This window comes from Streptomyces californicus, from assembly GCF_000717645.1.
GTDB classification, from domain to species: domain Bacteria; phylum Actinomycetota; class Actinomycetes; order Streptomycetales; family Streptomycetaceae; genus Streptomyces; species Streptomyces californicus.
The window spans coordinates 421,329-443,776 of sequence record NZ_JNZZ01000001.1 but is presented as its reverse complement, the minus strand read 5'-3'; the positions used below and the strand labels follow the sequence as shown (position 1 = coordinate 443,776).

10 protein-coding genes are annotated in these 22,448 nt (G+C 73.6%); 3 read left to right on the top strand and 7 right to left on the bottom strand.

Annotated features, from left to right (window positions below; genetic code table 11):
* Nucleotides 1–40: 40 nt before the first annotated feature.
* The 6 genes from IF19_RS0101835 to IF19_RS0101810 form a co-directional block, all read right to left on the bottom strand.
* A complete protein-coding gene (locus tag IF19_RS0101835; protein ID WP_030114771.1) occupies nucleotides 41–784 on the bottom strand; it encodes an ABC transporter ATP-binding protein in 744 nt (247 codons plus the stop codon).
* A gap of 10 nt (nucleotides 785–794) precedes the next feature.
* Nucleotides 795–1,655: an ABC transporter ATP-binding protein gene (locus IF19_RS01000000134480; RefSeq protein WP_050493740.1), complete on the bottom strand. Its 861-nt coding sequence runs from the start codon at nucleotides 1,653–1,655 to the stop codon at nucleotides 795–797.
* Nucleotides 1,652–3,745, bottom strand: a complete 2,094-nt coding sequence (locus tag IF19_RS0101825) for a branched-chain amino acid ABC transporter permease (protein WP_078580401.1) — start codon at nucleotides 3,743–3,745, stop codon at nucleotides 1,652–1,654. The genes IF19_RS01000000134480 and IF19_RS0101825 overlap by 4 nt, the downstream gene beginning before the upstream one ends.
* Nucleotide 3,746: 1 nt before the next feature.
* Nucleotides 3,747–4,958, bottom strand: coding sequence for an ABC transporter substrate-binding protein (locus tag IF19_RS0101820; RefSeq protein ID WP_030276126.1), 1,212 nt, complete (start codon nucleotides 4,956–4,958; stop codon nucleotides 3,747–3,749).
* A 103-nt stretch (nucleotides 4,959–5,061) separates the two neighbouring features.
* Complete coding sequence (locus tag IF19_RS0101815) at nucleotides 5,062–5,466, bottom strand: roadblock/LC7 domain-containing protein (protein WP_030114779.1); 405 nt, start codon at nucleotides 5,464–5,466, stop codon at nucleotides 5,062–5,064.
* Nucleotides 5,463–7,886, bottom strand: a complete 2,424-nt coding sequence (locus IF19_RS0101810; RefSeq protein ID WP_030276128.1) for a sensor histidine kinase — start codon at nucleotides 7,884–7,886, stop codon at nucleotides 5,463–5,465. Before IF19_RS0101810 ends, IF19_RS0101815 begins: the two co-directional genes overlap by 4 nt.
* A gap of 1,560 nt (nucleotides 7,887–9,446) precedes the next feature.
* Between IF19_RS0101810 and IF19_RS0101805 the strand changes: the two genes are divergently transcribed.
* Nucleotides 9,447–10,310, top strand: coding sequence for a LysR family transcriptional regulator (locus tag IF19_RS0101805; RefSeq protein ID WP_030114782.1), 864 nt, complete (start codon nucleotides 9,447–9,449; stop codon nucleotides 10,308–10,310).
* Between the two features lie 78 nt (nucleotides 10,311–10,388).
* Here IF19_RS0101805 and IF19_RS0101800 read toward each other — a convergent pair whose 3' ends face one another.
* Entirely contained in the window at nucleotides 10,389–11,942 is a 1,554-nt protein-coding gene (locus tag IF19_RS0101800) for an MFS transporter (RefSeq protein WP_030289832.1), read from the bottom strand.
* Between the two features lie 100 nt (nucleotides 11,943–12,042).
* Here IF19_RS0101800 and IF19_RS0101795 point away from each other — a divergent pair, with 100 nt between their 5' ends.
* On the top strand, nucleotides 12,043–14,877 hold the full coding sequence (locus IF19_RS0101795; RefSeq protein WP_030276131.1) for an AfsR/SARP family transcriptional regulator: 2,835 nt from the start codon (nucleotides 12,043–12,045) through the stop codon (nucleotides 14,875–14,877).
* A 316-nt stretch (nucleotides 14,878–15,193) separates the two neighbouring features.
* A complete protein-coding gene (locus tag IF19_RS0101790) occupies nucleotides 15,194–22,447 on the top strand; it encodes a non-ribosomal peptide synthetase (protein WP_267882440.1) in 7,254 nt (2,417 codons plus the stop codon).
* The last annotated feature ends 1 nt before the right edge of the window (nucleotide 22,448 follow it).

Here is a 22,448-nt window from a genome sequence, read left to right as displayed (position 1 = left end):
CCGCACCGGCGCCCGGGCCCGATCCGGCCGGGGGTGCCGCTCAGCCGTTGTCCGTCGCCGTGCCCGCCGCCGTCAGCTCCAGCGCCGCGCGCAGCGCCGTGGGGTCGGCGCGGGCGTCCTCCCCGGACATGCGCAGCGTCATCCGCCCCGAGGTGAGCACGGTGAGCGTACGGGCGCACGCGACGGCCTGGGCGGGGCTGGGGGAGACCAGCAGGACGGCGAGCCCCTCGGCCGCCAGCGTCACCACCAGCTCGTGGACCTGCCGTACGAGGACCGGCGCCAGGCCCTCCGTCGGCTCGTCGAGCAGCAGCACCCGCGGCGAGCCGAGCAACGCCCGGGCCAGCGCCAGCATCTGCTGCTCGCCGCCGGAGAGGTCCGCACCCCGGTTCGTCCGCCGTTCGCCCAGCCGGGGCAGCAGCTCCAGGACCCGCGCCGGGGTCCAGACGCCGGGGCGCGTGGTGTCGCCCCGGCGCGGCGGGCGGTGGGACAGCCGCAGGTGCTCCTCCACCGTGAGCCCGGCGAACACCCGCCGCCCCTGCGGCACGAGACCGATCCCGGCGCGCGCGAGCCGGTGCGCCGGCTGCCCGGTCACCTCGCGGCCGTCGATGCGCACGGTCCCGGCGCTCGGGCGCGTCAGCCCGGCGACGGTGTGAACGAGGGTGGTCTTGCCCGCGCCGTTGTGGCCGACGACGGCGTGGACCGAACCGGCGTCGACCGTCAGGTCGAGGCCGTGGAGCACGGTGCCGCCGTGGTAGCCCGCGGTCAGGCCGGTGAGTTCGAGCATCGGGGCCCGGTCATCCTCTCGCGTCGGTGGGGGACGGGCAGACGGTCGGGACGTGCCCGGCGCCGGAGCCGTCGGAGGGCCCGGAAGCCCCCGGAACCGCCGCTGACGCGGAACCGTGGTACGCCGCGCGGACCTCGGGACGAGCCAGCACCTCCCGCGTCGGGCCGGTGGCGACCACCTGGCCGGAGGCCAGCACCGTGGTGTCGGTGGCGAGGTGGGCGACCACCTCGACATGGTGCTCGACGAGGATCACCGCGACGGCCGGCGGCAGACCGCCGACGATGCCGAGCAGCCGGTCGATGTCGGCGTCGGTGAGCCCCGCCGCCGGCTCGTCCAGGAGCAGCAGCCGGGGGTCGCCCGCCAGCGCGGCGGCGAGGTCGAGCATGCGGCGCTGCCCGTGCGAGAGGGCGCCGGCCGGCCGGTGGGCGAGGTCCGCGAGGCCGACCGCCTCCAGGTGGCGTACCGCCGTCTCCTGACGCGACCGGTGGAGGGACGGCCTGCGCCAGGCGCCGCGTTGTCGCGGACCGTGCGTCCAGCCGGCCAGGACGACATTGTCGAGCACGGACAACTCGGTCACCACTGACGGCTGTTGGAAGCTGCGGGCGATGCCGAGACGGCTCCGCGCGGCCGTTCCCCTGCGGGTGATGTCGGCGCCGTCCAGGGCGATGGCGCCGCGGTCGGGCCGGTCCGTGCCCGCGATCAGGTTGAGCAGGGTGGTCTTGCCCGCGCCGTTGGGGCCGATGACGGCGTGCCGGGCGCCCGGCACGAGGCGCAGGCTCACCCCGTCCACGGCGGTGAGCGTGCCGTAGCGGCGGGTGAGCCCGTCGAGGGCGAGGACCGGAGGTGCCGCCGCGGGCGGAGCGGACGTCATGAGGAGACCTTCCCGGCGGAGTTCGGGGCGGGAGCGGACAGCGGTCGGCCCTCCCGTACGGGAGGCCCGGACGCGGGCCCGTCGTCGCGCACGGGAGGCCGGGACGGGGGTTGGTCGTCGCGCGAGGGAGGCCCGGGCGGTGGCGGGCCCTCGCTCACCGGGGGCGCGGACGGCCGCCCGCCCCCGCCGCCCGGCCGGTCCCCGCGCAGACCCGCCAGGCCGCGCGGCAGCAGGTACACGGCCGCGACGAAGAGCACGCCGAGCAGCAGCGGCCCGTGGCCCGGCCAGGAACCGGCTACCCAGTCCCGGGTCGCCACGATGAGCCCCGCGCCCAGCAGCGCGCCGACCACCGACGTCGTACCGCCGATGACCACGGCCAGCAGGGCGAACGCGGCGATCTCGAACCCGACGTCGGCGGGGGCGAGGTACTGCTGCACGGTCACCATCAGCGAACCGCCCACCCCGGCCAGCGCGCCCGCCCCGATGTGGGCCACCAGGAGGTAGCGCCCCACCGGATGGCCGGAGGCCCGCATCCGGGCCTCGGCGCCCCGGGTGCCGGTCAGCAGCTTCCCCGCCGGGGAGCGCAGGACGAGCAGGGTCAGCGCGACGGCGACGACCGCGACGACGAGCGCGTAGGCGTACAGCTCGCTCTCCTCGGCCAGCTCCGGCCCGCCCCACCACGCCCGCGTGGCCGGGAAGCCGACGAGCCCGTCGGCCCCGCCGGTGACGGACTTGAGCTGGTTGACGACCGCACCGGTCAGCTCCCCGACCGCGAGCGTGATCATCAGGACGGTGGTTCCGCGAGCCCGGATCACCGCCGGCCCCACCACCGCGGCGAACACGGCGGCGGCGAGCGCGGAGAGGACGAGCTGCACCGGGCCGACGGTCCACTCGGCCTCCGCGAGGTTCGCGGTGGCGTACGCGCCCACGGCGAACGGCGCGGTCTGCCCGAGCGTCGGCAGCCCCGCGTAGCCGGTGAGGACGGTGACGCTGACCGCGAGCAGCCCGAGCGCCAGCGCGGAACCGGCCAGCGAGATGCTGTACGCGTCCAGCAGCGCCGGCAGCGCGACGAGGACCGCGAGCAGCACGAGCGGCGGTGCCGCCCGCCGCCACGCGGGAGAGCCCGGCAGCCGGCCGGACCAGGCGGAGAGCGGGGCGGCCCAGCCGGACACCCGCTCCCGGAGCCGCGCGACCGGGCCCGGTGACGACGGTCCCGAGCCGTGCGCCGTCGCCGGTTCCACGAAACGGGAGCGGAGCACCAGCACGGCCGCCATCGCCGCGAAGAGCAGGTACGGGGCCAGCGCGGGCGCCACCGCGACCCCCAGGGTCTGCACCTCGCCCACCGCGATCGCCGCGAAGAAGGTCGCCCACAGCGAACGCAGCCCGCCGAGCACGACCACCACGAGCGAGAGCATCAGCACGTTCTCGGAGGTCCCGGGGCCGGGGCCGATGATCGGGGCCCCGAGCACCCCCGCCGCCCCGGCCAGCGCGCCCGCCGCCGCGAGGACGCCGGTGTGCACCGCCCGGGGGTTGTGGCCGGTCGCCGCGAGCATCTCCGGATCGTCGGCGGCGGCCCGTACCGCCGCGCCCATCCGGGTCCGGGTCAGCACCCACGTCCCGAACGCCGCCAGCACCACGGCCATCACGATGAAGCAGAGCCGGTACGCCGGGTAGCGGTGGCCCAGCAGCGACACCGAGGAGTCCAGCATCTCCGGTACGCGGACCGGGAGTTCGTCCGCCCCGAAGAGCTGGATGAGCAGATCGCCGCCGATCAGGGCGAGCCCGAACGTCAGCAGCGCCTGCGCGAGATGCCCACGCCGGGCGAGCGGAGCCGTCGCCGCGGACAGGCCCGCCCCGGCGAGGCACGCCGCGGCGGTCCCGGCGGCCAGCCCGAGGGCGAGGCCGCCCCAGGTGCCGTCGCTCAACTCGGCGCCCGTGTAGGCGCCGATCGCGTACAGCGTGCCGTGCGACAGGTTCAGCACCCCGGCCGTGCCGAAGGCGAGGCTCAGCCCGGCGGCGACCACGAACAGCAGCAGCCCGAAGGCCACCCCGTCCACCGCCGGTACGAGATGGGCATCGAGGAGGTCCATGTCAGCTGCCGAGCGTGGCCAGGTCCTGGACCATCACGTTCGCCAACTGGGCCCCGTCCGGCCGCACCTGGCGCAGGTACCACGTCTGGACCGGCGAGTGCGCCTTGTCGCCGAACTCCCAGGCGCCGCGCGGGCTGTCGATCTGGCCGAGACCCGCGATGGCCTTGTTGATCGTCCGCGGCGTCACGTCGCCGTCCTTCGCCGCGTCCGCGATCGCCTTGTCCAGCACGGCGGCGGCGTCGTACGAGGCCATCGCGTACGTGGTCGGCTGCGTGTCGTGCTTCGCCGTCCAGTCGGCGGCGAACGTGCGGTTCGCCTCGTTGTCCAGGTCCGCCGCGTAGTTGAGGACCGAGTAGATGTCCTTCGCCGCCGGTCCCTGCGCCTGGAGCACGCTCCCCTCGGTCACGAACGCCGTGTACAGCGGAAGATCGGCGATGTCCGACTGGGCGTACTGCTTGGCGAAGTCGATCGCCGCCTTGCCCGCGTAGAAGCAGTACACGGCCTTGGCGTCCGTCTTGGCGATCTCCGCGAAGTACGGCATGAAGTTGGTGGTCTTCGGGAACGGCGTCCAGGTGGTCTCGCCGCCCGGATTGGCGAGCTTGCCCTTGATCCGCTTGAACTCGTCGGTGAAGCCGCGCAGTTCGTCGTGGCCGCCCTGGTAGTCCGGCCCGATCGCGTAGACCGGCCCGTCGACCTTCTCCTTGATGTACGGGGCGATGGCCCGCCCCGGCTCGTCGGACAGGAAGCTCGTCGTCCAGACGTACTCGATGTCCTCCACCGGCGGCCGGGCGTTGGAGCCCAGCAGGGGGATCTTGGCCTGCTGGATCAGCGGCAGCACCGCGTTGACCGAACCGCCGCCGACGAGGCCGGTCAACACGTCGACCTTGTCCTTCTTGACCAGCTTGGTGGCCGCCGGCACGGCGGTCGGCGGCCCGTCGCCCTCGTCCGCCACGATCAGCTCGACCTTCCGTCCCCCCAACTTGCCGCCGTGCGTGTCCAGATACAGCTTGAAGCCGTCCCGCAGCTCCGTGCCGACCGGCTCGTAGGTGCCCGAGAGGGAGGCCACCAGGCCGACCTTCACGGTGTCGTCGGAGGCTCCGCCGCCACTGCTGCAACCGGTGGCGGCGGCCAGCCCGAGGGCGAGCGCGGCGGCGCCTGCCGGCCGGAACAGCGCTCTGCGACGGGGCGGGCGGGGGGCGGTGAAGGGGAACATGAGGGCTCTCATCAGGGGTTCGGGCTCCCGGAGCGCGGGGGCGCGCCGGGAGCATCGGTGGGGGAGGGGCGGGCGTCGGCCCGCCGGACGGTGCGGCCGTCGGTCAGCGCGGCGAGGGGACGCCGGTGTCGCGCACCTGGGGGGACAGCGAGTCGCCGACCTGGTTGATCAGTTCGGACATCATGTAGCTGACCTCGCCGATGTCCGCGTCCCGGGTGGTGGTGACGAGCAGCGAGGCCCCGCTGGAGACCGCCATCGAGAACATGTAGCCGCCCTCCATGGCGGTGAGGCTGTGCTCCACCGGGTCGGTCCGGGTCAACTGGGCCGCTGCGGAGAGCAGGTTGACGACGCCGGACGCGATGGCGGCCAGCCGTTCGGCGTCGTCGCGTTCCACGCCCGCGTACGCCAGCGCGAGTCCGTCCACGGACACGGCTATCGCCTGGGTGACTTCCGGAAGACGCCCGGCGAAATCGCTCAGGATCCAGCTCAGGTCGGAGGAGGTGGTCATTTCTCGGTCCGTTCGGTGGTGTCGTCCGGGGCGGAACGCCCCCGGTGGTTCGTACTCCGGTTGATCCCCTGGGCGTAGGCCGCCAGTACGTCGGAGACCTGCCGGGAATCCCGGCGGCGCGGCGACGACGGTCGCTTGGTGCCGCCGCCTGAGCGCTGCTCGGCCTCGTCCCTGCGGCCCGCGGCGGGCCACTGCTGAGGCGCCCGCCGCTGCCGTACGGGCAGCCCCGAGGCGCTGACCCCGGCGATACGGGACGCGTGCTCGTCGTGCACGGGGTGCGGCGCGGCCGCGCCGGCCTCCCGCGTACCGCCGTCACCGGGCCCGGCGTGACCGGGCGGGTCGGCCCGGTGCTCCCTCCCGGCGCCGGCCCCCGTACCGATGCCCGCGCCGATCGGGGTGCCCTCGCGGCCGGGCCGTCCGCCCGTACGCACCGGCTGCCGGCGGTCCTGGGGCCCGGGCGCGGCGAGCGGCCGGGACGAGGCGGGGGCGGAGGCCGTGGCGGGCCCGCCCGTGGGCGGCGCCTCGGCCTCCGTGAAGTCCGCGGCGAGCACCTTCGCGGGCAGCGTTACCTCGGCGATGGTGCCGGGACCCGAGGAGTCGCGCAGCTCGACAACGATGCCATGGCGTGCCGCGAGCCGGGCCACCACGTGCAGCCCCATGGAGCGGACGTCCCCGATGCCCGCCTGCGGCTCGCGCAGCGCCGCGTTGTGGACCGCGCGGCGCTCCGGCGTGATGCCCACGCCCTCGTCGACGACCTGCACGACGGCCCGGTCCCACAGCCGCCAGACGGCGACCCCGACCTGCTTGTCCGGCGGCGAGTACCGGGTGGCGTTGTCGAGCAGCTCCGCCAGGATGTGCGCCACGTCGTGCACGGCGCGGGCGGTGATGCCGATCCCGGACTCGATCACCCCGAGCGAGACGCGATCGAACCGTTCGATCTGCTGCGCCGCCGCCACGATCACGGTGGAGCAGCCGACATCCGCGGCGCGCACCCGGGCGTTCCCGTAACCGCCCAGGACCAGCAGGTTGTTGGTGTTGCGTTCCATGCGCACGGCGAGGTGGTCCAGGGCGAAGAGGGTCTTCATACGCACCGGGTCGGCCTCGTCGCGCTGCACCGTGTCCAGTTCGGACACCATGACGGCGGTCAACCGGGCGCCCCTGCGCGCGACTCCGACCAGGGTCTCGGCCAACTGCTCGTGCGTCTGAGCCTGTTGGGCGGCGAGCCGGACGGCTTCGTGGTGCACGGCGTTGAACGCCTCACCGACCTCGCCGATCTCGTCCTGGCCCGTCGTCCTGACCGGGTCGCCGGACCGCCGCGCCACCTCTTCGGGCGTCGCTCCGCGCAGCGCCCCGGGCCGGGACAGCTCGTTCATCACTGCGGGCAGACCGGAGTGGGCGACCTCGCGCGCGGCGTTGCGCAGATCGCGCAGCCGCCGGAGCATGACCCGGCCGAGCCGGATCGCCACGACGACGACGCCGATCAGGGTGAGCACCACCAGCGCTACCTCCGCGACGGCGGTCCGGACGAGGCCGGCGCGGACGTCGGAGACCTCGGAGAGGACCGCCGCGTCGACCCGCTTCTCCACCGAGCGCAGCAGCTCCTGCCGGTCGTCGGCGGCCTTCCGCCACTGCTCCGGCGAGACGGTGATCTCCCGGCCGGCCTCCGTCCGCCCGATCGTGTCCTCCAGGCGCCGGGCCTCCAGGGCCTTCGCCCCGGACAGGGTCCGCTCCAGCCAGGTCCGCCACGCGCCGGGACCGAGGTCGTACAGGACGCCGATCGACTCGGTGTAGCCCATCCGGGCGGCGTCGAAGGTGCGCCGCGAGGCGGTGGTGAAGCCGCCCGCCGCCTGGGCGCGTGCGACGGTGACCTGCTGCTGGGCGGTGTGCTCGGCGGCTTCGGACAGGGCGGCGGCGGCCCGGACGCGGTCCGCGATGTCGGCGTCCACCCCGTCCGCCTGGGCGATGCCGTCACGGTAGGCGGTGAGGTCGGCGATCACGATGCGGTAGCCGAAGGCGAGGGCGGAGACGGTGCTGCTGCCGGAACGCACCTGGGCGCGCAGGCCGGGCATCTCCTCGACGAAGCGGTCGATCCGCTCCAGGGCGCCTGCGGCGCTGCCGGGGACGGCGGTGAGGCCCTTGGCCCTGCCGTGGAAGCGGGCGACGCTCAGGTCGGTGGCGTCCGTCCGTGAACGGAACTCCTCCGCGCTTCCCTGTCCGGAGACGAGGGCGGTCGCCGCCGCCCGTTCGCGTTGGAGCCGGTGGGCCAGATCGGCCGCACCGTCGGCGACTTCGATCATGGAGGTCAGCCGTCCCGCCTGGATCGCCCGGTCCGTGGCGGGCACGAGAGCCAGGATCGAGAAGGCGACGGCCACGGCGAGCGGGGCGGCGACGAGAAGGACGAGGCGACGCTTGATCTTCACCGCGCGGCTCCGTCGTGGGGGCCGGGCTGGAATATCGGTGACACGCGGGTACCTGTTTACGGATCGTGGGGGGTGTGGAGCCGTACGGAGGGACGGAAAGCCTTCATGGGTGGGGGAGTTGAGGCCCACGGGGCAGAAGACACCCCTGTGGCGCGGCTTGATCCTATGCCGAAGTGTGCACCTGTGGACGAGTGAATCTTCGAAAAATCTGTGCATCGATCGCATGCGAGCGGTCTGATTCCGGTCGCAAGTGGCCATAAGTAGACGGATGTTGAGGACCGGCTGAGGGGACACCCGCTGCGGTCGACCAGTGTCCGACCAGCGCTTTCGCGCCTCGGGTCGCGGCGTCGATGTGTCCGCGCGCCGTGCGGAAAATCCGCTGTGGCGCGCCGAGTTGACGGATGGGCCCATCTCCGGGCCGTGGGGGCGGCGTCTCCCGCGGCGGCCCCGGCGCCCTCTGCCGGGCCGACGGCCGAGGGGGGGTGCCCCGGACTCCCGTGTGAACGCCTGGTGAGAATTTCGCCACCACGTGTTGCCGCTGGATGAAGAACGGGATGCGAAGCAGGTCTTCCGGCCGTTTCCGGGCTTACCCGGATGGATGTGTGGACCACATATGGGGGCTCGCACCTTTGCCGCCGCTATACCTTCACCGGTCGGCGCCCCCTCCGGTCGTCGGGTTTCGCGGCGCTGTCCGTCGGTTCCCGGTCGGGGTGGCGGCCAAGGAGTGTGAACGGTGTCCGGAAAATGATGCGCAGGCTTTCCGCCATTCGGGACGGGACGCATCCTGTTTCCGCCAGCCGTGGTGGTCCGTACCGGCCGGTCGGTCCTCGCTCCAGCAGCGTCACTCCGTGCCTCACCTGCACCGAAACGTTTCGGCCCCATGCTTGGCGCAACTCGAACGCGATACACGTGACAGGTGTATATCGGTCCTTCGCCGAGGCGCTGTTGAACCCGTAAACGCCACCGGTCACACTGAGGATCGAAGCCGCCGCGGGCATGGCCGGTGCCTGATTCGTCGGCTTCAGGGTCCGCTGCGTGCCGATATTCGTCCTTCCCCCCTCATAGCCGTGCGGGGTGTTACCTGTTTGCCGTCCCTTGGAAAGCGATGACGTGACCCGAAAGTCATGGCCGGACCCTGCCGGGAGCCGGTGTCGGCGATATCTCCCCGACCCGTAAGCGAATCCGCCACGGGCGGGGCCGCCCGCGGGGCGGATGGCGTGAAAGCCGGTGCTGCGGCGGAGAGAAGGCGACATGTCCGTAAAGGTCTCGTGGTGTGGGGTGCGGTGTCGGCGGCGTGGGGGCCGGCGATGACACGTGCGCCGGCGGCGGACCGCCGGACGACGGGTGCCCGGAGACGCTTCTTCCGATGTCCGGGAACACGCGCGCCCTTCTGACCCGGTGCTCCTCACCGCCGTGTCGCCCGCCCCGATCCCCGGGGCGGGCGACACGGCCGACGACGGCACCGGCGCCTTCCGGCCGCCGGACCCTCGTTCTCGTCGAACGCGCACCGGCGCGTCTCCGCGCACTCCCCGTACCCCTCCCCGAAAGGAAAGCAGCGCCATGGCTGTGGGAATCCACCACTTGAGGACGTTCCTCACGGCGGTCGACGAAGGCAGCATCTCGAAGGCGGCGACCCGTCTGCACGAGGCGCAGTCCGCGGTCTCCCGCAGACTCGCGGAGTTGGAACGCCACGTGAAACAGACCCTGTTGGAACGCTCGGCGGAGGGGGTGCAGCCCACCGTGGCGGGAAAGACGTTCTGCGCCAAGGCGGATGCCGCCGTCACCGCCTTCGACGACGCCATGCACTCGGACCTGCACCGGGTGCGGGCCCTGCGCGTGGGGCACGCCTGGTCCGCGATCGGTGTGTACACCAGCGAGATCCTGCGTCAGTGGAAGGAGGCGAACCCGGAGGTGCTGGTACGTCTCAAGCGGGTCGACGACCCCGCCGGCGGGCTCACGACCGGCCAGTCGGACGTGGCGATCATGCGCACCCACACCGGACGGCGCAGTCTGCGCGAGGAACTGCTCGTCATGGAGCCCCGAGTCGTCGCCGTCCCCTCGGACAGCCCTCTGATCGGACTGGACGAGGTGCTGCTGCGCGACCTGTCCGACTACCCCCTGGTGATCAACTCCTTCTCGGGGACCACCAACCTCGACCTGTGGGAGGAGGGCGGGCAGCCCGCCGTGGCGGTGGAGGTGGACACGATCGACGACTGGCAGAGCTACATCGCCGCCGGTGTCGGCATCGGTGTGACCCCGGCCTCCACCGCCTGGATGCACCCGCACGCCGAGATCTGCTACCTCCCGCTGAGGGACGCGCCGGCGGTGCCGGTCTACCTGGTCTGGGCATCCAACAACCGTCATCCGGCGCTGAACTCCTTCATCCGGCTGGCACGGGACGTGGTGGCGGAAGGGGCCGAGTAATCGGTCGCGGTCGGCCCAGCCGGCCGACCCCGGTACCGGCCCCCTCCGCCGATCTGGTGAGCGCGGCGGACCGGCCGGTCAGACCCGGGACGTGACCGGCTCCGCCGGCGCGGCCTCCGGCTCGTCGCCGATGGCTCCGACGTGCCGCAGGACGACGGCGGACAGGACCGACAGGACCACCGTGCAGGCCGCGGCCACGATCATCGCGGTGTTCATGCCGGAGGTGGCGGCCTCCTTGGCGAGGTCGAGCCAGCCGTCCGGCATCCGCTCCGCCGAGGCGACGGCGCCGGCGAGGCTGTCGCCCGCGGAGTCCGCCACGTCCGACGGAGTGCCGGACGGGATCCTGCCGTCGATCTCACTGCGGTAGACCGCGGTCGCCAGGCTGCCCAGGATCGCCACACCGAGCGCGAGGCCCAGCTCCTGCACGGTCTCCGACATCGCCGAGGCCGAACCCGCCTTCTCCGCCGGAGCCGCCCCGACCACCAGATCCGTGCCCAGCGCGGCGATCGCCCCGAGCCCGAGATAGACGAGGCCGAATCCGACGACCATCAGCGCGATGCCGCCCGAGGGCCCGACCAGGGCGAGCAGGACGTACCCGACCGTGGACAGCGCCAGCGTGGCCGCCACCACGAGACCCGGCGGCACCCGCCGCGCGACCAGGGGCGAGCCGATGGCGGCGAGGAACATCAGCAGAGCGGGCGGGCCCATCCACAGCCCCGCCTCGACCGGCGGCAGCCCCTCCACGAACTGGAGCTGCTGCGTGATCAGCAGCATCGAGCCGCCGACCCCGACCAGGCCGACGAGCAGCACGCTCAGCGCGGAGCTGAACGTACGGTCGGCGAAGAGGCGCACGTCCAGCAGCGGGCTCTCCAGCTTGCCCTGCCTGCGGACGAACACCACCGCGAAGACCACGCCGATGAGGGCCGCGGCGATCATCGGCAGATCGGGTCCGTCCTTGGCGAAGCGCTTCACCGCGTAGACCACCGGCAGGATCGCCGCCAACGACAGCGTCACGCTGATCAGGTCGAACCGGCCGCGCTGCGGCGCCGCGTACTCCGGGATCAGCAGGGGAGCGGCCACCAGCAGCACGAGCGCGACCGGTACCGCCAGGAGGAACACCGAACCCCACCAGAAGTGGTTCAGCATGGCCCCGCCGACCACCGGGCCGAGTGCCATGCCGAGCGCGAAGCTCGTGGCCCACACGCCGATCGCCAGGGAACGCTGCCGCTGGTCGGCGAACATGTTGCTGATCAGGGCCAGCGTGGACGGCATCAGGGTGGCGCCGGCGACGCCGAGCGCCGCCCGCGCGGCGATCAGCATGTCGGCGCTGGTGGCGTAGGCGGCCAGCACCGAGACGATCCCGAAGGCCGCGGCCCCGATCATCAGCAGCCGACGGCGGCCGATCCGGTCACCCAGCGTCCCCATGGTGAGCAGGAACCCGGCGATCAGGAAGCCGTAGGCGTCCATGATCCACAGTTCCTGGGTACCGGACGGGCGCAGGTCCTCGGCCAGTGAGGGGAGGGTCAGGTACAGCACGGTGACGTCGAGGCCCAACAGCACGGTGGGCAACGAGAGGACGGCCAGCCCTCCCCACTCCCGGGCTCCCGCCCTGCCTACGGTCGTTGTGCTCATGGCACTCCCTGCCTTTTTCTCGGATCGTCGGCATACGACCGTCACTGTGCCGCCCCCCACGCACGGTTTCCTGAGGGTCGTTCGGCGATAGACTGCGGGCATGCGTTACGGGGTGCTCGGCCCGCTGGCCGTCTGGGACGCCGAGGGGCAGCCCGTCCGGGTCCCCGAAGCGAAGGTGCGCGCCCTTCTGGCGAACCTGCTCGTCCACGGTGGCGGGCCGGTGCCGGCCGACCGCCTGATCGAGGACCTGTGGGCGAGCAGCCCGCCGGGCGGGTCCACCAACACCCTGCAGACCAAGGTCTCCCAGTTGCGCCGGGTGCTGGGCAGGGAACAGGTGGTCCGGGAGCCCGCCGGCTACCGGCTGCTGCTCGCGGACGACGTGGTCGACGCCATGAGGTTCCAGGAGCTCGCCGTCCGGGCCCGCGCCCACCGGGAGCCGGCGGTGAAGGCGGACCTGTTCGCCGACGCGCTCGCCCTCTGGCGCGGCCCCGCCTACGCGGACGTGGCCGAGTCCCTCTTCGCCCGCGGTGAGATCGCCCGGCTGGAGGAGCTGCGCCTGGCCGTCGTCGAGGACCACGCCGAGGTCCGGCTGACGCTGGGCGAGCACACCGCGCTGGCGGCGGAACTGGGGACGCTGGTGGCACGGCACCCGTTGCGCGAGCGGCTGCGCATGGCCCACATGCGCGCCCTCTACCGCTCCGGGCGGCAGGGCGACGCGCTGCAGAGCTTCGAGGAGCTGCGCCGGGAACTGGCCGAGGAGCTGGGGGCCTCGCCCGGTCCGGAGGCCGCCGCGCTGCACCGGGCGATCCTGCGGCAGGAACCCCAGCTCGCCACACCCGCGATCGGGTCGCGGTCGTGCCGTACGAACCTCCCCGCCCCGCTGACCCCGCTGATCGGCCGGCGCGAGGCCGCCGCGCAGGTGCTGGCCCGGCTGGACCCCCGAGCGCCGGCCCGTCTCGTCACCCTCACCGGCCTCGGCGGGGTGGGCAAGACACGGCTGGCGATCGCCGCGGCGGGCGACGCCGCCGAGCGGTACACCGACGGGGTGTGGCTGGTCGAGCTGGCCGGCCTCGGCGCCCCTTCGGACCCGGACGACATCGCCGAACGCGTCATCACGACGCTCGGGCTGTGCGACACGGCCGCGACCGAACCCGACCTGGACGACCTGGTGGGCTGGCTGTGCCGGGCGGTCGCCGACAAGCAGCTGCTGATCCTGCTGGACAACTGCGAGCACCTGGTCGAGTCGGTCGCCCTGTTCACCAAGTCCCTGCTGTCGGCCGTGCCCGCCGCCCACCTCCTGCTCACCAGTCAGGAAGCCCTCGACATCCCCGGCGAGGTGGTGCACCCGGTGCCGCCGCTGGCGCTGCCGGAGCTCACCGATCCGCAGACGGTCGCCCGGTCCAGCGCCGTCGAGCTGTTCGTGCAGCGGGCGGCGGCGGCCGTGCCCGGCTTCGCCCTGGACGCGGACAACGCGGCGGCGGTCTCCACCGTCTGCCGCCGCCTCGACGGCATCCCGCTCGCCCTGGAACTGGTCGCGTCCCGGCTGCGGACGCTGAGCCCGCAGGAGCTCGCCGCCCGGCTGGACGACCGCTTCGCCCGGCCCGACGTACGCGTACGAGGGCTCCCGGACCGCCAGCAGACGCTCCGGGGCATGCTCGACTGGAGCTGGCAGCTGCTGACGCCGGACGAGCGCACCGTGCTGCGCCGCCTGGTCGTGCACGCCGACGGCTGCGTCATGGCCTCGGCCCAGGCGGTCTGCGCCGACGGGAAGCTGCCCGCCGAGCGCGTCCCCGACCTGCTCTCCCGTCTGGTGGACCGCTCCCTCGTGGTCCGCGAGGGCGACCGGTTCCGCCTGCTCGAATCGGTGGCCGCCTACTGCGCCGAGCGGCTCGCGGAGGCGGGCGAGGAGAACGCCGTACGGGCTCGCTTCGTGCGGTACTGCACCGAGTCGGCCGAGCGGGAGAGCGAGCGGTTGCGCGGCCCGGAGCAGCGGTGCGCCCTGGACCGCCTCAACGCGGAGACCGTCAACCTGCGCCGCGCCCTGGACCTCGCGGTCGCCCAGGGCCCCGCCGGCTACGCGGTGCGGCTGGTGAACGCGCTGGGCTGGTACTGGTTCCTGCGCGGACGGTTCCCCGAGGCCCGCAGGTCGCTGCGGTCCGCGCTGGCGGCCGACGCCGACGCCGCGCCCGGCGCGCGCCGGGCCGCGGGCGCCTGGCTGGCGGGGGTCGAACTGCGCGCTTCGCCGGGGGACGCCGCGCCCCTCCCGGTGGACGAGGACCCCACCGCCGGCGTCGAGGACCCGGTGCTCAGGGGCCGGCTCCAGTGGTTCGTCGGCACCGGACTGACCGGCCGGGGCCACCTCGACGAGGGGCGGGCGCTCGTGGAGGCCGCCCTGGCGGGCGCCCGCGCCGTCCGGGACCGCTGGGGCGAGGCCGCCGCACTGGTGGAGCTGGCCGGCCACGGCCCGGCCCCCGAGGGGGCCGCGGAGCTGGGAGCCGCGCTGTTCCGCGAGGTCGACGACCGCTGGGGCCAGCTCCGGGCCAACCGGTCCCTGGCGCTCGCGGCCGAGCACCGCGGCGACCCCGTGCGGACCGAACGGCTGCACCGCGAGGGCCTCCTGATGGCCGAGGAGCTCGGCCTGTGGACCGAGGTCGTCGAGACGCTGACCCTCCTCGGCGGGGCCGCGCTGGCGGACGGCCTCGTCGAGCGGGCCACCGAGCTGTACGAGCGCGCACTGTCCGTATCGGCGGAACGCGCCTACCACCGGGGTGAGATCCGGGCCGAGATCGGCCTCGGGCACGCCGCACGGCTCCGCGGGGACCGGGACGCCGCCGCGTCCCACCTGCACCGCGCCCTCGCCAAGAGCCGGTCCTCGGGCCACGCCACCCACGCCGCCGACGCGCTGGAGGAGCTGGGCCTGCTCACCCGGGCGTGAGGGGCCTCGCCGACCGCGCCGGACCCGCGCGGGTGGTCCGGCCCGCTCCGGTGGCCCGGACCCGCGCCGGTGGTCCGGTCCGCTCCGGTGGTCCGGTCCGCTCCGGAGGCGTACGCCGGAGCGGGCGCCTCACCGTTCGCGCTCCCGGGCCCACGCCCCTCATGAATACGCGCCGCGCGAATACGCCCTACGTGAATGCGTCCTACGCGAATACGCCCTACTCGATTACGCAGTAGCCGCACCGACCCCTCCACCCTAGCCTGAACCGAGCCGTTATTTATTAGCGTACGAATGGCAGGCGAAGGAGTGGCTTTCCGTGGGGATATCAGCTGAATCCGGGGCCCTCGGATCAACCGGCTACCAGCGTGACATCTGGGCGGCTGAGGCAAGGACACCGGGGACCTGCCAATTCAACGTGCTGGTCCACGAGCGGCTGGTGGGGGACGTGGACCGGGAGGTGCTCGGCGCCTGCCTCGACCGGGCGGCCCGGGAGCACGACGCCTTCCGGCTGCGCTTCGCCGAGGACGCCGAGGGCGTCCCCCGGGTGCGGCGGGTCGAGCAGGCGGGCGGCGGGGCCCCGCTCTTCGGGCGCGTCGACCTCTCCGGTGAGCCGGACCCCGCCGAGGCCGTGCGGATCTGGTGCGAGCGGGAGCTGGCCCGGCCGCTGGACCTCGGGGGCGGGCCGCTGTTCCGGGCCACCGTGGTCACCGAGGGGCCCGGGGCCGTCCACCTGGTGCTGACCTCGCACCACATCGTCACCGACGCCTGGGCGCTGAACGCGCTGACCCTGCGCATTCTCACCGACTACCGGGCGCGGATCTCCGGAAAGAAACCGTCGGCCGCGAAAGCGCGACCCGCGGAGTCGGCGAATTCGGTGGAGCAATCCGATTCCCCCTCCTTCTGGAATTCCATACGGGAATACGACTCCCTCCTCCCCGCCGCCGAACGCGAAGACGACCGCGCGTTCTACCGGGAATACCTGGCGGGTCTGGAGCCGGCTCTCTTCACGCGTTCCGGCGCCGCCCGGCCGGGCCGCGCGCGGCACTCCTTCCCTGTCGGCGAGGAACTGGTGCGGCGCATCCTCGACGCGGGCGCGTCCCCCTTCTCCTACCTGCTCTCCGCGTTCGCGGTGTGCCTCGGGCGCGTCCACCAGGCCGACGAGGTCGTCTTCGGGGTGCCCTTCCTCAACCGGCGCACCGAGGACGAGCGCTCTGTCGTGGGCCAGTTCGCCAACAACCTGCCGGTGCGCGTCCCGGTGGCGGAGGAGCTGCCCCTGGTCGAGCTGGCCGAGCGGGTCCGCCGGCAGATCGACCGGCTCAGGGAACACGAGCGGCTGCCGTACGGCGAGATCCTGCGCGAGGCCCCCGTACAGGACGCCGACAGCCGGAGGCTGTTCGACGTCACCGCTTCCTACCTGCGCTTCCCCAGGCCGCCGGCGACCCCGGGGGTGGACCGGACCACCACGATCATGGCTCCGGTCCACGCCGCCGACGCGCTCTCCGTCATGGTGCAGGCGTTCGACGACGAGCCGGGTCTGCGCGTCGACCTCGACTACGCCGACGACGTGTTCGACGGTCACCTGACGGCCGAGGCCCTCGCCGGACACGTCGGGGAACTTCTGCGCCGCGGCCTGGACTTCCCCGGGACGCCGCTCGGGGAGTTGGGCATGCTGACCGACGACGAGTACGAGGACGTCGTCCGCCGCCACCAGGGCGCCCCCGCCCCCTACCCGCGCGAGAAGACGCTGCACGAGCTGTTCGCCGAGCAGGCGGCGCGCACCCCTGGACAGACGGCGGTGGTCGACGGCGCGTCCGGCGCCACGCTGACCTTCGCCGAACTCGACCGGCGGGCCGACCAGGTGGCGCGGGCGCTGAGCGAGCGGGGCGCCGGACCGGGCGACCGGGTGGCGATCCTCGCGGAGCGCGGCCCCGAGTTGCTGCCCGGTCTGCTCGGCATCCTCAAGGCGGGCGCGGCCTACGTACCCGTCGATCCCGGATATCCGCCCTCCCGCGTCCGGCTGCTCCTGGAGGACTGCGGGGCGAAGCTGGTCCTGCGGGGCGCGCGGGAGGTGGAGGTCCCGTCCACCGGCGCCCCGGTGCTCCGGATTTCCGAGCTGTACCGGGGCAACGGCCGGCCGCTCGGACGCACCGCGGGCCCGCGGGACGTCGCGTACACCATCTACACCTCCGGCTCCACCGGGCGCCCCAAGGGGGTGATGGTCGAGCACCACGCGGTGGTGAACCGGCTGACGTGGATGCAGCGCCGCTATCCCGTCGGTCCGGGCGACACGCTGCTGCAGAAGACGCCCATCTCCTTCGACGTATCCGTCTGGGAGCTGCTCTGGTGGGCCGTCCAGGGGGCCGCAGTGGTGCTCCTCCCGCCCGGCGCGGAGAAGGACCCGGAGCGGATCGCGCGCACGGTGCGCGACCACCGGATCAGCGTGGTCCACTTCGTGCCCTCGATGCTCGGCCCGTTCCTCGACCTGCTGGAGGACCATCCGGAGCGGGCGGCCGGGGCGGGCTCGCTGCGCTACGTCTTCTGCAGCGGGGAGGCCCTGCCCCCGGAGCGCGCCACGCAGTTCAACCGGATCTTCGACGGCGACGACCCGCCCCGCCTGGTCAACCTCTACGGCCCCACCGAAGCCGCGGTCGACGTGACGTACTTCGACTGCCCGCCCGCGTCCGAAGGCCCCGTCACCCGGGTGCCCATCGGGCGGCCCGTGGAGAACACCACGCTCTACGTGCTCGACCGGCAGGGCCGCCCGCAGCCGGTCGGCGTCCCCGGCGAACTGCACATCGGCGGGGTCCAGGTCGCCCGCGGCTACCTCGGGCGGCCCGAGCTCACCGCCGAGCGGTTCGTCGAGGACCCCTTCGTCCCCGGCGGCCGCCTCTACCGCACCGGGGACCTGGCCCGGCTGCTGAACGACGGCAACCTGGAGTACCTCGGCCGCAACGACGACCAGGTCAAGATCCGCGGCAACCGGGTCGAGCTGGGCGAGGTGCAGAACGCGCTGGTCGCGCTGGACGCGATCCGCGACGCCGTGGTCGTCGACCACCGGCCCGGCGGCGGCCGGGGCCCGGTCCTCGTCGCCTACTGCACGGCCGACCGGGACCTCGACCCGGACGGCCTGCGAGCGGCGCTCGGGACCGTGCTGCCCGCCTACATGATCCCGTCGTCCTTCGAACGCCTGGACAGCCTCCCCCTCACGCCCAACGGCAAGGTGGACCGCAGGGCCCTGCCCGCCCCGTCCACCGATGCGGGCGAGGCTGCGGACAGCGCGCCCCGCACCCCTGCGGAGAAGGTGCTCGCGGGCATCTGGGCACAGGTGCTCGGCGTCGACCGGGTCGGCGTCCACACGGACTACTTCGTGACCGGCGGCGACTCGATCAGCATGCTCCGGGTCCGGGCGCTCGCCGAGAAGGCCGGCATCCGGTTCACCACCGACGACTTCGTCCGCAACCCCACCGTGGCGGGGCTGGCCGCCCTCGCCGAGGAGGCCCGGCCCACCGCCCCGGCCGACACCGCGATCCCCGCCCCGTTCGCCCTGGTCTCCCCGGTGGACCGGGCCCGCCTGGAGGCGTACGAGGACGCCTACCCGGTCACCCGCCTCCAGCTCGGCCTGCTGTTCCACAGCCGTGAGAAGCAGGACTCCGCGACGTACAAGGACGTCTTCCGCTACAGCCTGGCCATGCCGTGGCGGGAGCGGGAGTTCCGGGCGGCCTTCGACCTCCTCGTCGCACGCCATCCGGTGCTGCGGTCGTCGTTCGCGCTCGCCGGCCACGCCGAGCCGCTCCAGATCGTGCGGCCCACCGTCGAGGGCGGGCTGAGCGTGGCCGACCTGCGGGCGGCACCGGCCGCCGAGGCGGAGGCGGCCGTCGACGAGCACATCGCCGCGCGGCGCCGGTACGACTACCGGTTCGACAGCGCGCCGCTGTACCACTTCCGGGCGTTCGCCCTGGCCGACACGGTGGAGCTGGTCTTCAGCTTCCACCACGCCATCCTCGACGGCGGCAGCGTCGCCAACCTCGTCTCCGAACTCCTCCAGGACTACGGGCACCTGCTGGGACTGGACCTCGGGCCGGTGCCGGACACCGCGCCGCCCTCGGCCGCGCTGCACGTCGCCCAGGAACGCGCGGCCACCGAGGCGAAGGCGGGCCGCGCCTACTGGCGGAACCTGCTGACCGATGCCGCACAGTTCCAGCTGGAGAGCTTCCGTCCGCACGAGGCGCCGGGGACGGACGAACGGGTGGAGTGCGACCTGAGGCTGCCCGCCGACCTGGTCGACGCCCTGCGCGCCACCGCCGGGGACCGCCGGGTCCCGGTGAAGTCCGTCCTGTTCGCCGCACACGTGCTGATGCTGCGCGCCTTCTCCGGCGAACGGGACGTCACGACCGGGCTGGTGACGCACAGCCGGCCGGACATCGAGGGCACGGAGCGCACCTGCGGGCTGTTCCTCAACACCCTGCCCCTCCGCGTGGACGCGGAGCAGGCCACCTGGTTCGACGTCGTGGACCGCGTCCTGGAGCGGGAACGGGAGAGCCACCCGCACCGGCGGGTGCCGCTGGCGGTCATCCAGGAGGACCTCGGCCGGACGTCGCTGGTCGACACGCTGTTCAACTTCATCCACTTCCGGCAGCTCGGAGAGGTCTTCCGCACCCCCGGCATCGCCAGCCGGGGCTTCGCGGTCCGGGAGGAGACGAACTTCTCCCTGGTCGTCAACGCCATGGTCGATCCGGTGGACGAGGGCATCCGGCTCCGCACCGACTTCTCGGGGCAGTCGTTCACCCCCGCCCAGGCGCGGCTGTACACCGACACCTACGTACGCATCCTGCGCAGGCTCGCCGAAGAGCCGGACGGCGCCGTGGACTTCGGCTTCCTCGCCCCGGACCCGGCGCCCCTGCGGACCGGACGACCGCCGGTGAACGTGGTCCGCGCCTTCGAGGAACGGGCACGCCGCGCGCCCGGGGCGCAGGCCGTGGTCTCCGAGGACGTGACCTGGACGTACGAGGAGCTGGACGGGGTCGCCTCGCGCTTCGCCGCCGGCCTGCTCGCGTCGGGAGCGCGCCCGGGCGACCGCGTCGGCCTCGCCATGGGGCGTACGGCCGGCACGGTCGCCGCGCTCCTGGGCACCGCGAAGGCGGGGTGCTCGGCGATGCCGCTGGACACCGCCTATCCGGTGGACCGGCTGCGCGCCATGATCGCCCAGGGCCGGCCGGCCCGCGTGGTCGTGGACGCGGAGCACCGGTCTCTCCTGGACACCCTGGAGACCTCCGTGCCCTCCCTCGCGTACGAGGCGCTGGCCACCACCGGGCACGAGGCCGAGCTGCCGGAGATCTCCGAGGACGACGAGGTGTACCTGCTCTTCACCTCCGGCTCGACGGGCCGCCCCAAGGGGGTCTCGGCGCCGCACCGGTCCCTGTCCAACCTGGTGGCCTGGCAGAACGGGATCGCCAGCACGGCTGAGGGCGCCCGCACCGCCCAGTACGCGCCGCTCAGCTTCGATGTCTCCTTCCAGGAGCTGTACGCCACGCTGGCCGGCGGCGGCACCCTGGTCGTCGTCACCGAGGAACTGCGACGCGACATGCCGGGTCTGCTGCGGCTGATGGACCGCGAGCGCGTCGAGCGCGTGCACCTGCCGTACGTGGCCCTCCAGCAGTTGGCGGAGGCGTCGGCCACGCTCGGCCTGGTGCCGCGGAGCCTGCGGGTCCTGTGCTCGTCCGGCGAGCAGTTCCGGACGACGGACGAGATCCGGCGCTTCTGCGCCGCTCTCGGCGACGTGGTGCTCGACAACCACTACGGCCCCACCGAGACGCACGCCGCCGCCTTCCACGCGATGACCGGCGACCCCGCCGCCTTCCCCGCGCTCCCCCCGGTGGGCCGGCCCATCCACGGGGCACGGCTGCTGGTCCTCGACGAGAGGAGGCGCCCGGTGCCGGTCGGCAGCCGGGGCGAGATCTACGTCGGCGGCGCCGGTCTGGCCGACGGGTACGCGGGCCGCCCCGACCTCACCGAGGAGCGGTTCCTGCCCGCCCCGGACGGTGGCGGGCGCCTGTACCGCACCGGGGACGTCGGCATGGTCCTGCCCGACGGCGGCCTGGTCTGCCTGGGCCGCGCCGACCGGCAGGTCAAGATCCGCGGCTACCGGGTCGAGCCCGGGGAGATCGAACTGGTCGCCGCGGACGCGGCGGCGGGCGGCCCCGACGCGATCACCGACATCGCCGTGATCGCCCGGCGCGACGAAGCGGGCGACACCTCCCTGGTCGCCTTCCTGGTCGGCGACGAGGAAGGCGCGGACCTGGACGGGCTGCGGCGCCACCTGCGCGCCAAGCTGCCGGACTACATGGTGCCCGCGCACTTCGTGTGGCTGCCCGCCATCCCGCTCACCCCGAACGGCAAACGCGACGAGGCCGCGCTCCGGCAGGTGCGGCCGGTCCGCACCGGAGCGGCCGGGCAGGTGGCCCCCCGGGACGACCACGAGCGCACGCTGGTCCACATGCTGGCCGACCTGCTGCACCTGCCGGACCTCGGGGTGCACGACAACCTGTTCGACCTCGGCGCCACGTCGATCACGGCGATGCGCCTGGTCGTCCTCATGGAGGAGCGGTTCGGCACCGCGATCCCGCTGTCGGACTTCATCGTCGCGCCGACCGTGGCCGAACTGGCCGAGCGCCTCCGCTCGGCGGGCGGCACGAGCGCCGGCTTCGACCCGCTGGTGGCGATCCGGCCCGAGGGGACGCGGCCACCGCTGTTCTTCGCGCACCCCATGGGCGGCAACGTGCTCTGCTACGTACCGTTCGCCAAGCACCTGCCGCCGGACCAGCCCTTCTACGCCTTCCAGGCGGCCGGGGCCGACGTCGGCACGGAGCCGGTGCGCGGTCTGGAACAGCTCGCGTCCGACTACATCGCGGCGATGCGCCGGGTCCAGCCGGCCGGCCCGTACCACCTCGGCGGATGGTCCTTCGGCGGGTTCGTCGCCTTCGAGATGGCCCGCCAACTGCACGCCGCCGGGGAGAGCGTGGCGTCCGTGGTCCTCCTGGACACGACGGCGCTCAACCCGGGGCGGCGGCCCTGGACCGACGACGAGGCCCTGCTCGGCTGGTTCTTCTGGGAGCTGCTCTGGCTCCAGCACGGCAGCGCCACCGCCGGCGACCTCCTGCCGCCCGGCCTGGACACGCTGGACGAGAAGTTCGCGTTCATGACCCGGCTGGCCATCGACGAGGGCGTCCTGCCCGCGGGCAGCGGCGACGCCGTGGTGCGGAGGCTGTTCCGGGTGTACGAGGCGAACTGGCGCTCCGCCTTCGACTACCGGCCCGGGGTCGTGGACCACGACGTCGTCCTGCTCCGGGCCCGCGATCCGCTGCCGGGCGTGCTGCTGGACATGCACACCGCCATCGACAGCATGCACGCGGACGAGACCAACGGATGGCGGGAGCGCACCTCCGGCCACCTCACGGTGATCGACACCGAGGGCGACCACCTCACGATCATGGAGGAACCGCTCGTGGCCGACGTCGTCGGCCCGGTGCTCAGGGCAATGGGACTCCGAACCGACGAGAGCGGGGAGAACTGAC